We start from the raw sequence: 11,650 nt of genomic DNA, 5'->3' as shown, positions 1-11,650 counted from the left end.
TCACTTCGCAGCCCTGCTCGGCGACGCTTCGCGAGCCACCTTCGACCGCGAATTCGGCATGACCGCGCAGGCGCTGCGCGAAGGCGGCAGCAAGCTGCTCAGCGTCGGCGGCGATCTAGCCGAGACATTGGCCGCGAGTTCGGCCGGTATGGCCGAGCTGTCGCGGATCAAGGATCGCCTGCAGCAGCAGGCCGACGAGCTGTTCACCCCGCGGAAATCCGCCAGCAAGCCGTTCTATCTCGCGGCCGACCGCCGCGACGCCGCCGACAAGGAACTGCGCGACGCCATCGTCACCCGCGAGGCGCTACGGCAGCTCCAGGCCGTCGTGCAGGACGCTGAAGCAGAGTTGGAGCGGCTGAAGACCGAGCACGCCGCCTGCGGCGGCAAGCTGTCGCGCTGGCAGCGAACGCTACGGGTGCGCTCGCAACTGGCGAGGCTCGACCGCATCGAGACCGAGTTGACCACGCTGGCCGACCTGCCGGTTATGGCGGAACCAACCCTCGCCGAATGGCGCACCGCGCTCGATCGCAAGATCTCGTTCGAAGCCGAGATCGCCGCGCTCGATGCTGCGGCCGCGACGGATGCCGCCGAGCTTGCGACGATCGATGTCGACGAAGCGCTGCTGGCCGAAGCCGGCACGATCGACGCCCTGCGCGAGCGGCTCGGCGCGGTGCGCAAGGCAGCGGCCGATCTACCGCGACGCCGCCACGACCGCGCCGTCGCCGAGGCTGCGCTGGACGATTGCGCGCGGCGGCTCGGGCTCGCTTCGCACGTCGAACTACTGGCTTCGCTGCCGACCGAGCCGGCGCTCGCAGAAGCGCGCGACCGCCTCGAAAAGATGCGGCGCGCCACAGAGGAGCTGGTCGAACTCGAAGCCAAGCACGCACGGGCGAAGCGCGAACTCGACAGCGCCGCTGCGACCGGCGACGACGCTCACCTGGTCGATCTGGAACCTTTGCGTCAGCGCTTCGAGGCGCTCGGCGACGTGCCGGCGCTGGAGGATCGTCTGCGCCGGGATCGTGCCGCGCTCGCGGTCGAAAGCGAGGCGATCACTAGCGCGCTGGCGGCGCTCGATCCGGCACCCGGCCCGCTCGACCGGGTGCGCGCCCTGCCGGTGCCTGATCGCGCCACCATCACCAAGTTCGCCAGCGCCTTCGAACTCAGTGAAACCGAATTGAAGCGGCTCGACAACGAGATCGCCAAGCTCGACGAGGCGATCGCCGCCGCCGAGGCGGAGCTGGCGAAGCTGTCGAACGCCGGCGCGGTACCGACCAAGACTGATCTGATCGCAGCACGGCGGTCTCGCGACGACCGCCTCGGCGCGCTCTACGACGGCCTCGATGGCGACCGCGACGAACGCCGGCTTCGCTTCGATCGCGTCGCCGAAGCGTCGCGCACCATCGACGGCATCACTGACTCGTTGCTGATCGACACCGAACGCGCGGCCCTGCACGAAGCCGCGCAGCGGCGCCTGTCGGATACGTGCAGCAAGCGGGAGCGCGAGATCGAAAAGCGCGCCGGCCTGCAGCAGGGACTGGCTGATATCACCGAGGGATGGAGACGGGCCTGGGCGGCTTCCGGGCTTCATCCGTCGGGTGCGGCCGAGATGCTGCGCTGGCGCGACCGGCTCGACGAACTCATCGCGAAGCTGGCGAAGTGCGACCTGCAGCGTGCCGGCATCGCCGTGCAGGAGATGGCGCTCAGCGACAGCAAGGCGGCGATCATCGGCTTTCTCGACAGCGTCGGCCGACAGCCCGACGCGAACGCGCCGGCGGGCGTACTGTATCGCGAAGCCAAGGGGCGATATGATCAGTTGGTCGCGGCCTGGAGCGACGCCAAGGCGCGCGCGGCGACCCGTGACCGGATCGCGCGCGAGCTCACCGAAGCCGAGGCGGCGCGCGCAACCTGCGAGCAGCGGCTCGCCGATTTGCGGCAGCATTGGCCGCAAGTCGTGCGCGCGATCGGGCTCGCCGACGACGCCTCGCCGGCCCAGGCCGAGGCGGCGCTGTCGGTGTGGAGCTCGGTCGGCGTGCCGCGCGCCAGTTACGAGCGCGAGGGCCGCAGCGTCGATACCATCACGTCGGATCTGCAGGAGTTCGAGCGCGACGTCGCCGACCTCGTCGGCCGGGTCGCGCCGGATCTCGGCAGCCTTGCGGACCAGGACGCCGTTTCGCGCGTCGCCGAACGGCTCGTCGAGGCCCGCCGCGCCAACGAAGCCTGCCGTCGCCTGCACGACAACGCAGCCAGACGGGCGCTCAGCCGCGGTGCGCTGCTGGCCAAGCTCACGGCGAGCACCGAGACGCTGCAGCGCGCCGGCGAAACCTTGGGGGCTGATAGCGCCGCAGTGCCGGAGTTGCTGTCGCGGCTCGCCTTCCGCCTGCAATTGCAGACCGAGCAGGCCGAACTGCGGCGGCACCTGTTCGAGATCGCCGATGGTCACGACGAGACCGCGCTTCGTCAGGAGCGCGAGGGGATCGATTTCGACCGGCTGCAGGCCGACATCGCCAGCGCGACCGAACAGCAGGACCGATTGCTCAAGGATATCTCGGACGCATCGGCGACGCTGTATCAGCGGCAGCGCGAACTGGACTCGCTCACCAAAGGCCGCGACGCCGCCGGCGCCGCCGCCCGCCGCCGCGAGGCTGCCGCCGAACTCCTGGCGATTTCCGAAGACTGGCTGCAGCGTTCGGCAGCGGCGCTGCTGGCGCGCCGGGCCGTCGAGCTGTATCGCGCCAAGGTGCAGGACCCGATGGTGGCGCGCGCCGGCGAGTTGTTTGCGCTGGCGACAGCGGATGCCTTTGCCGGGCTCGGCATCGACTACGGCGACCAGGACGAGCCGACCCTGGTGGCGCGCCGCGCCTCGGGCGAGCGGGTACCGCTGTCCGGACTGAGCGAGGGCACCCGCGATCAGTTGTTTCTGGCGCTGCGGCTGGCGCTGCTCGAACGCCGCGTCTCCGAGCCGCTGCCGTTCATTGGCGACGACCTCCTGGCCAGCTTCGACGACCGGCGGACGCTGGCGACGCTCCGCCTGCTCGCCGCCGCCGGCCAGCAGCGCCAGATGATCCTGTTCACCCATCACCGCCACGTCGCTGAGCTCGCGCAGTCCCTGCCCGATCATCAGGTCGATCTCGTCGAGCTCTAGTAAGCCGACGCCATGCGCGCAGGCGTCCGGCGGCGTCGATTGCTGACACGGCGTGCTGACGCGATTGAGCCAAAACGTCGCATTGGGCTGCTGCCGGTTCGGTGCCGTGCGATCCGGTGCGCGTCATGGGTCTTGCTCCCGACGTCCACAGACCCCATAAAATGAATCCTAGTTGAAAACGTTGCCGAAAGGGCTGCGGAAACACGACCCGGATTGGAAGGAGCAAGAATGCCGCAGAACGACTATCTTCTCGCGGTCATCCTTCTTCCGTTCGCCGGCAGCCTGATTGCGGCGCTGTTGCCGGCCAATGCGCGTAACACCGAGGCCTGGCTGGCCGCCGCCGTCGCGCTCGGCTGCCTGGGACTGCTGGCTTTCCTCTATCCCGGCGCCGGTGCGGCGCCGATCCGCTATCAACTCGACTGGCTGCCGCAGGCCGGCCTGAGCTTCATATTGCGGCTGGACGGATTCGCCTGGGCATTCGCCTGCCTGATCACCGCGATCGGCGCCCTCGTCGTTCTTTACGCGCGCTACTACATGTCGCCGTCCGACCCGGTGCCGAGGTTCTTTTCGTTCCTGCTGGGCTTCATGGGCGCGATGCTCGGCATCGTTCTGTCCGGAAACCTCATTCAACTGGTGTTCTTCTGGGAGCTCACCAGTCTGTTTTCATTCCTGCTGATCGGCTACTGGCACCACAACGCCGCGGCCCGTGAGGGCGCCCGCGTGGCGCTGACGATCACCGGTACCGGCGGACTGTGCCTGTTTGCCGGCGTGGTGGTGCTCGGCCACATCGTCGGAAGCTACGACCTCGATGCCGTGCTGTCGGCCGGCGCCGAGGTCCGCGGCCACGCGCTGTACGTACCGACCCTGATCCTGATCGTGCTCGGCGCGCTGACCAAGAGCGCGCAGTTTCCGTTCCACTTCTGGCTGCCGCGGGCGATGACGGCGCCGACGCCGGTCTCGGCGTATCTACACTCCGCCACCATGGTGAAGGCCGGCGTGTTCCTGCTGGTGCGGCTGTGGCCGGTGCTGGGCGGCACCAATGAATGGCTGTGGATCGTCGGTACGACCGGGCTCGCGACGTTCGTGGTCGGCGCCTACCTGGCGGTATTTCAGCGCGACCTCAAGGGTCTTTTGGCCTACTCCACCATCAGCCATCTCGGCCTGATCACGTTGCTGATCGGCCTCGACCGCCCGCTGGCTCTCGTCGCCGCGATCTTCCATGTTTTCAATCACGCGACCTTCAAGGCGTCTCTGTTCATGGCGGCGGGCATCATCGACCACGAGACCGGTACGCGCGATCTTCGTCGTCTCAGCGGGCTGTGGAAGTTCATGCCGAAGACCGGCGCGCTGGCGATCGTCGCCGCTTCGGCGATGGCCGGCGTGCCGCTGCTGAACGGCTTCCTGTCCAAGGAAATGTTCTTCGCCGAAACCATCGAGACCCATGACGGCTCGCTGCTCGACGATGCCCTGCCCTATATCGTCACCCTCGCCAGCATGTTCACCGTGGCGTATTCGCTTCGCTTCATCCGCGAGGTGTTCTTCGGCCCGCCGCCGGTCGACCTGCCGCGCACGCCGCACGAGCCGCCGCGCTGGATGCGGTTTCCGGTCGAACTGCTGGTGCTGACCTGCCTGGTGGTCGGCATCGTGCCGTCGCTGACGATCGGCCCGTTTCTCCAGCTTGCCGTGCACGCGGTGCTCGGCACCGCGACGCCGTATTACAGCCTCGCGGTCTGGCACGGATTCAACTTGCCGCTGCTGATGAGCGTGATCGCGCTGGCCGGCGGGATGGGCCTATACCTTTTGCTGCGCGAACCACTGCAGCATGGGCTGCAAAGCTCGCTGTTCGCCGGACGGTTCAAGACCCAGCGGCTGTTCGATCTGGTGCTGGTGACGGTATCTTGGCGTTGGGCACGCAGCATCGAACGGGTGTTCGGCACCCGCCGGCTGCAACCGCAATTGCTGCTGCTGGTCTGTGTGGCGCTGGTGGCGGCTGCGGTCCCTGCCCTCACGCGCGGTGTCAGCGTCGCGGCGGTCGCGTTCGACGAAATCGACCCGGCTCTGGCGCTGGTATGGACGGTCGGCATCGCCTGCGCGCTCGGCGGCGCGGCAGTCGCCAAATTCCATCGCCTGGCGGCACTGATTCTGATCGGCGGATCGGGGCTGACGACCTGTCTCACTTTCGTCTGGTTCTCGGCCCCGGATTTGGCGCTGACCCAGATCGGCGTCGAGATCGTCACCACGGTCCTGTTGCTGCTCGGGCTGCGCTGGCTGCCTAAGCAGCTCGACACCGACGAAATCTCCGCAACCCGCAGCGTCGGCAAACGCGCCAGGCAGCTCCGTGACCTCGCGGTCGCGACCGCAGCCGGCGCCGGAGTGGGGCTATCGGCCTATGCGGTGATGACACGCACGGCCCCCGACAGCATTTCGCAATTCTTCCTGCGGCACGCCTATCAGGACGGCGGCGGTACCAATGTGGTCAACGTCATTCTCGTGGACTTCCGCGGCTTCGACACGCTCGGCGAGATCACGGTGCTGGCCGTCGTGGCACTGACGGTGTTCGCCCTGCTGCGCCGATTTCGTCCCGCGGCCGACAGCATCGACATCCCGGAGCAGCAACGACTGCAGGACGAGCACGACGATGCCGACGCTGATCGCCGCAAGGGCGACACCGTTGCCGATTATCTCGCGGTGCCGGCGATGATCATGCAACTGTTGTTTCCGTTCATCTTCATCGCCGCGATGTATCTGCTGCTGCGCGGCCATGATCAGCCGGGCGGAGGGTTCGTTGCCGGCATCGCGATGGCGGCGGCTCTGATCCTGCAATACATGGCGGGCGGCGCCCGCTGGATCGAGGCGCGGCTGCGCATCCATCCCCTGCGCTGGATCGGCGTCGGGTTGATGCTGGCATTGTTGACCGGAGCCGCGGCGCTGCCGTTGGCGCGCCCGTTCCTCACCTCCGCCTTCGCCTATGCCAAGATCCCGTGGATCGGCGATGTGCCGCTGGCCAGCGCTGCGCTGTTCGACCTGGGCGTGTTCTCGCTTGTGGTCGGCGCCACCGCACTGATGCTGATCGCGCTCGCGCATCAATCGATCCGCGGCCATCGCCGCCCGCCCGGCGGCCGAGCCGCAAAGCCCGAGGCCAGCCGATGGAACTGATCGTCGCACTCGCCATCGCTGCGCTGACCGGCTGCGGAGTGTGGCTGCTGCTGCGGCCGCGGACGTTCCAGGTGATTATCGGTCTGGCGCTGCTGTCCTACGCCGTCAACCTGTTCATCTTCAGCATGGGCCGGCTGCGGGTCGGGGCTGCCGCGGTGCTGGAGAAAGGCCAGATCGGCGATCCGCAGGCCTTCGCCGACCCGCTGCCGCAGGCACTGGTGCTCACCGCCATTGTCATCAGCTTTGCCACCACCGCGCTGTTTCTGGTGGTGCTGCTCGCATCGCGCGGCCTCACCGGGAACGACCACGTCGATGGCCGGGAGCCCGAATGACGAACTGGGCTGACCATCTGATCATTCTGCCGATCCTGCTGCCGCTGTTCGTCGGCGCGGCGTTGCTGCTGATCGACGAGCGCCATCAGCAGATCAAGGCGTTCGCCAATCTCGGCTCGATCGTGGTGATGGGGGGCATCGCGTTGCTGCTGATGCGCGCGGTGGACCCGTCGACCGCGACCGGCTCCGCGCCGATCGCCGTGTACCGGCTCGGCGACTGGCCGGCTCCGTTCGCGATCGTGCTGGTCGTCGACCGGCTGTCGGTGCTGATGCTGGTGCTCACCAGCATCCTGGCATTCGCATCCGCGGTCTTTGCAACGGCGCGCTGGCAGCGGGTCGGCGCGCACTTCCACTCGCTGTTCCAGTTCCTGCTGATGGGCCTGAACGGTGCCTTCCTGACCGGCGACCTGTTCAACCTGTTCGTCTTTTTCGAGCTGCTGCTGGCGGCCTCCTATGGCCTCGTGCTGCACGGCTCCGGCCAGGCCCGCGTGCGCGCCGGCCTGCACTACATCGCCGTCAACCTCACCGCGTCGGTGCTGTTCCTGATCGGCGTGAGCCTGATCTACGCGGTCACCGGCACACTCAACATGGCGGATCTGGCAGTCCGGATTCCGCGGGTGCCGGCGCAGGACCGCGCGCTGCTGGAGGCAGGCGCCGCGGTGCTCGGCGTCGCCTTCCTGGTCAAGGCCGGGATGTGGCCGCTGTGCTTCTGGCTGCCGACGACCTATGCGGCTGCCGCCGCGCCGGTCGCGGCGATCTTCGCGATCATGAGCAAGGTCGGCATCTACATCCTGCTCCGGCTGTCGCTGTTGTTCTTCGGTGCCGGCAGCGGCGCCTCGGCGCTGTTCGGCAGCGATTGGCTGGTCGCGGCCGGCATCGCGACAATCCTGTTCGGTCTGATCGGCGCGCTCGCCTCGCAGGAGATCTCGCGGCTCGCCGGCTACGCCGTGCTGGTGTCGTCCGGCACCGTGCTGGCGGTCGCGGCCGCCGCAGGACAGCCGGCGGTGACCGCAGCGGCGCTGTTCTATCTGGTCAGTTCGACGCTGGCGATCGCCGCGTTCTTCATGCTGATCGAACTGCTCGAACGCGGCCGTGATCCGGGCGCCGACATGCTGGCTGTGACCCGCGAAGCCTATGGCGAGGACGCTCCCGACGATCCGGATGCCGAAGAAGTCGGGATGGTGATCCCGGCCTCGATGGCGATCCTCGGCTGGTGCTTCGTCGGCTGCGCCGCGGTGATCGCCGGGTTGCCACCGGCGTCCGGCTTCATTGCCAAATTCGCGATGCTCAGCGCCCTGCTCGGCGGCGACGCCGCGACGGGTATCTCGCCGCTGAGCTGGACGCTGCTGGCGCTGTTGATGCTGTCCGGCCTGACCATGCTGATCGCAATGACCCGTGCCGGCATCCGCACGCTGTGGTCCCCGACCGAGCGTGCCGATCCGCGGGTTCGTCTGGCGGAGATCGTACCGATCGCGCTGCTGCTGCTCGGCTGCGTGGCGATGACGGTGCAGCCACAGACCGCAATGAGCTACATGCAGGGCGCCGCCGGCTCGCTGCACGCGCCGGCGACCTATACCGACAGCGTACTGGCGCCGGTGCAGACCCGGGTGAGAACAGGAGGCGGCTCATGAGCAGGCTGCTGCCGTTTCCGCTGATCTCGCTGTGTCTACTGGCGATGTGGCTGTGGCTCAGCCAGAGCATCGCGCTCGGCCCGATCCTGCTCGGCAGCCTGTTTGCGCTGATCGGCGGCTGGCTGTTGCGGTTGTTGCAGTCCGACGCCGACCGGGTACGAAATCCGGCGGCCATCATCCGGCTGGCCGGGCTGGTGCTGATCGACGTCGTGCGCTCCAACATCGCGGTCGGCAGCATCATTCTCGGCGGCCAGCGCAACAACATCACCTCCGGCTTCGTCAATATCCCGCTCGATCTGCGCAGCCCGCAAGGGCTCGCGGTGCTGGCCTGTATCATCACCTCCACGCCCGGAACGCTGTGGGTGAATTTCAGTCGGGAGACCGGCGTTCTGCAACTTCACGTGCTCGATCTGGTCGACGAGAGCGAGTGGGTCGAACGCATCAAGGGCCGCTACGAACGCCTACTGTTGGAGATCTTCGAATGAGCAGTGTGGTGCTGACCTGGTCGGTCGTGATTGCGCAGGTGATGCTCGCCCTCGCCATGGCTTGCGCGACCTATCGGATGCTGGTGGGCCCGCGCGCCCAGGACCGCGTGCTGGGACTCGATACGCTGTACGTCAACGCCATGCTGCTGATGCTGACGGTCGGAATCCGAACCGGCAGCGACGTGTATTTCGAGGCGGCGCTGATCATCGCCCTGCTCGGTTTCGTCGGTACCGTGGCGCTGTCCAAATTCTTGATGCGCGGCGAGGTGATCGAATGACCCATGCGGCGGAGCTTCCGGCCTGGGCGGCGTGGTGCGTGGCACTGTTGCTGCTGCTCGGAGCCGGCATCACGCTGATCGGCTCGCTCGGGCTGCTGCGGCTCGACGGCTTTTACCAGCGAGCGCACGCCCCGACCCTCGGCACCACGCTTGGCACCGCCTTCATCGTCGGCGCGTCGATGCTGTGCTTCTCGCTGCTGGAGTCGCGACCGCTGCTGCACGAAGTGCTGATCCTCGGCTTCGTCACCATCACCACCCCGGTGACGCTGATGCTCCTGGTGCGTGCCGCACTGTTTCGCGACACCGCGGAAGGGCATATCGACGACATCGTCCGACGCGCAAGGCGCAAGCCTGGGGACGACGAGGATCGCTGACCGACTGTCTTTCAGGTCTACCGGTCGAAACTTGCGTGCGGCCAATAGAACCGATCGCTGGTCGGCCTCGCGCCAAAGATCGCCTGTCCGACCCGCACCACGGTCGCGCCCTCTTCGATCGCGGCCTCGAAATCACCCGACATCCCCATCGACAGTTGCGTCAGATCGGGGTGAACGCTGGTGGCGCGGTCGCGCAGATCGCGCAGCAGACGGAAGCACTGCCGAACACGTTCCATGTCGGCGCTGAAAATCGCCAGCGTCATCAGACCGCGCGGCTTGAGCCGTGGATATTCGGACAGACGCCGGGCAAACGGAACGAGATCGTCAGGGGCAAGGCCGTACTTGCTCGCCTCGCCCGAGGTGTTGACCTGAACGAACACGTCAAGGTCACGCCCCTCCGCATCCAGCCGACGATTCAATTCCTCGGCGAGCCGCAGACTATCGAGCGCATGGAATTCCGAAGCGAAACGGACAAGATACTTCACCTTGTTGGTCTGGAGGTGGCCGATGATCGACCAGCGGATCGGCAGATCCACGAGCATGGCCCGCTTGTCGCGAGCCTCCTGCAGCTTGTTTTCGCCGAACTCGGAAATGCCGGCCGCATAGGCCAGACGAAGAACGTTGGCCGGCACCGTCTTGGTGACGGGCAGAAGACGCACATCGTCGCTCCGCCCGCAGCGTTGGCAAGCGGCCGCGATGCGCTCCCGAACCGACTTCAGGTTCACCGCAAACGCGGTGGCGGGATCGGCGCCGAAACGCGTGATGTCGTCCGGTGAGAGCTCTCGGCTGGCAGGCATTGTGACGCGAGCACTCCTGGTCAGTAAGGTAGCGGAAAGCGTGCGACGAGTTGCCGAACGCGCGACTTGATCGCTTGCCGGTCAGCATCCAGCGTTCCGGCGCGGACCGCGTGGAGCGTGTCGAGCAGCAGGCCGGCGATCTGGCGATACTGATCCGCGCCGAAGCCGCGGGAGGAGCCGGCCGCCGTCCCTACGCGGACCCCCGACGTCACCATCGGCTTCTCCGGATCGTTCGGGATTGCGTTCTTGTTGACCGTGATCCCCACCGACTCCAAGGCCTGCTCGGCGATATTGCCGGTCACGCCGAGGGGCCGCAGATCGACAACGGCGAGATGGCAATCGGTGCCGCCCGACGTGATCGTCAGCCCGCCATCCGCCAGCGCCTGCGCCAACACGCGGCAATTCTCGACTACGGCCTGCGCATACAGTCTGAACTCCGGTTGCAGCGCCTCGCCGAATGCGACCGCCTTGCCGGCGATCACATGCATCAGCGGACCGCCCTGAAGCCCGGGGAACGTCGCTGAATTGATCTTCTTGGCGATGTCCGGATCATTGGTCAGAACGAATCCGCCGCGCGGCCCACGGAGTGTCTTGTGCGTCGTCGAGGTGACGACATCGGCGAACGGAACGGGCGACGGATAGACGCCGCCGGCCACGAGCCCGGCGAAGTGGGCCATATCGACCATCAGCATCGCCCCGACCTCATCGGCGATCTGACGGAAGTGGACGAAATCCATGATCCGCGGATACGCCGACCCGCCGGCGATCAGCAGCCGTGGCCGGTGCTGGCGAGCTAGCTCGGCGACCCGATCCATGTCGATCCGGTGCGACTCCGGATCGACGCCATAGCTGACGGCCCTGAACCAGCGGCCCGACATGTTGACCGTCGCCCCATGGGTCAGATGGCCGCCGGCCTTCAAGTCCAGGCCGAGGATGGTATCGCCGGGTGACAGCAGCGCGAGAAACACCGCCTGATTGGCCTGGCTGCCCGAATGCGGCTGGACGTTGGCGTAGGCGCTGCCGAAAAGCTCATTGACCCGCGCAATCGCCAGATCCTCGACCGCGTCCACATTCGCGCAACCGCCGTAGTAGCGACGATGCGGATAGCCTTCGGCGTATTTGTTGGTCAGCACCGATCCCTGCGCGTCGAGAACCGCCCGGCTGACGAAGTTCTCCGAGGCGATCAGCTCGATCGAGTCGCGCTGGCGGGTTTCCTCCTCGGCGATCGCGGCCGCAACAGCGTGATCGGCCGCGGTCAGGCCGGCGGCGCTCACGCCCGGGTTTGCGATGGTCTGGACGAGGTGCGGCGCGACGGATGAACCCATGGCTGATCTCCTTGATGCCGACGACTTGTCGCGAGCATCAGAGGGCGCGTGCGGCGTCGGTGAACAGCGCATAGCATGGTGATGGTCTGGCTATCCCCGCCACTTTCTGAATAGCGACCAGACCAATTGA

At 67.0% G+C, this 11,650-nt stretch carries 9 protein-coding genes; 7 read left to right on the top strand and 2 right to left on the bottom strand.

The window, feature by feature from the left end:
- The 7 genes from DU475_RS10645 to mnhG all read left to right on the top strand — a co-directional run.
- On the top strand, positions 1–3,142 hold a 3,142-nt coding region (locus tag DU475_RS10645), incomplete at its 5' end, for an AAA family ATPase (protein WP_164632125.1).
- Positions 3,143–3,370: 228 nt separating this feature from the next.
- Positions 3,371–6,298, top strand: a complete 2,928-nt coding sequence (locus DU475_RS10640; RefSeq protein ID WP_164632123.1) for a monovalent cation/H+ antiporter subunit A — start codon at positions 3,371–3,373, stop codon at positions 6,296–6,298.
- A complete protein-coding gene (locus DU475_RS10635) occupies positions 6,289–6,630 on the top strand; it encodes a Na+/H+ antiporter subunit C (RefSeq protein ID WP_013502421.1) in 342 nt (113 codons plus the stop codon). The genes DU475_RS10640 and DU475_RS10635 overlap by 10 nt, the downstream gene beginning before the upstream one ends.
- Positions 6,627–8,261, top strand: coding sequence for a monovalent cation/H+ antiporter subunit D (locus tag DU475_RS10630; protein WP_164632121.1), 1,635 nt, complete (start codon positions 6,627–6,629; stop codon positions 8,259–8,261). Before DU475_RS10635 ends, DU475_RS10630 begins: the two co-directional genes overlap by 4 nt.
- Complete coding sequence (locus DU475_RS10625; protein WP_013502419.1) at positions 8,258–8,746, top strand: Na+/H+ antiporter subunit E; 489 nt, start codon at positions 8,258–8,260, stop codon at positions 8,744–8,746. The genes DU475_RS10630 and DU475_RS10625 overlap by 4 nt, the downstream gene beginning before the upstream one ends.
- The gene (locus DU475_RS10620; RefSeq protein WP_047307805.1) at positions 8,743–9,024 is read left to right on the top strand and encodes a K+/H+ antiporter subunit F; all 282 of its coding nucleotides are present in this window, start codon (positions 8,743–8,745) and stop codon (positions 9,022–9,024) included. The genes DU475_RS10625 and DU475_RS10620 overlap by 4 nt, the downstream gene beginning before the upstream one ends.
- Positions 9,021–9,398: a monovalent cation/H(+) antiporter subunit G gene (mnhG, locus tag DU475_RS10615; RefSeq protein ID WP_013502417.1), complete on the top strand. Its 378-nt coding sequence runs from the start codon at positions 9,021–9,023 to the stop codon at positions 9,396–9,398. The genes DU475_RS10620 and mnhG overlap by 4 nt, the downstream gene beginning before the upstream one ends.
- A gap of 17 nt (positions 9,399–9,415) precedes the next feature.
- Here mnhG and DU475_RS10610 read toward each other — a convergent pair whose 3' ends face one another.
- Entirely contained in the window at positions 9,416–10,195 is a 780-nt protein-coding gene (locus DU475_RS10610) for a YggS family pyridoxal phosphate-dependent enzyme (RefSeq protein WP_047307807.1), read from the bottom strand.
- A 20-nt stretch (positions 10,196–10,215) separates the two neighbouring features.
- On the bottom strand, positions 10,216–11,484 hold the full coding sequence (locus DU475_RS10605; protein WP_502706846.1) for a serine hydroxymethyltransferase: 1,269 nt from the start codon (positions 11,482–11,484) through the stop codon (positions 10,216–10,218).
- Positions 11,485–11,650 lie beyond the last annotated feature (166 nt).

This window comes from Rhodopseudomonas sp. WA056, assembly GCF_010906995.1.
Lineage (GTDB): Bacteria > Pseudomonadota > Alphaproteobacteria > Rhizobiales > Xanthobacteraceae > Rhodopseudomonas > Rhodopseudomonas palustris_G.
The sequence above is the reverse complement of the archived record's forward strand: the minus strand, read 5'-3'. Positions and strand labels throughout refer to the sequence as shown.

What these genes read in the sequence shown, in the direction of transcription:
- DU475_RS10640 (WP_164632123.1), top strand. Translation starts at nt 3,371, where the DNA reads ATGCCGCAGAACGACTATCTTCTCGCGGTCATCCTTCTTCCGTTCGCC.
- DU475_RS10635 (WP_013502421.1), top strand. Translation starts at nt 6,289, where the DNA reads ATGGAACTGATCGTCGCACTCGCCATCGCTGCGCTGACCGGCTGCGGA.
- DU475_RS10630 (WP_164632121.1), top strand. Translation starts at nt 6,627, where the DNA reads ATGACGAACTGGGCTGACCATCTGATCATTCTGCCGATCCTGCTGCCG.
- DU475_RS10625 (WP_013502419.1), top strand. Translation starts at nt 8,258, where the DNA reads ATGAGCAGGCTGCTGCCGTTTCCGCTGATCTCGCTGTGTCTACTGGCG.
- DU475_RS10620 (WP_047307805.1), top strand. Translation starts at nt 8,743, where the DNA reads ATGAGCAGTGTGGTGCTGACCTGGTCGGTCGTGATTGCGCAGGTGATG.
- mnhG (WP_013502417.1), top strand. Translation starts at nt 9,021, where the DNA reads ATGACCCATGCGGCGGAGCTTCCGGCCTGGGCGGCGTGGTGCGTGGCA.
- DU475_RS10610 (WP_047307807.1), bottom strand. Translation starts at nt 10,195, where the DNA reads ATGCCTGCCAGCCGAGAGCTCTCACCGGACGACATCACGCGTTTCGGC.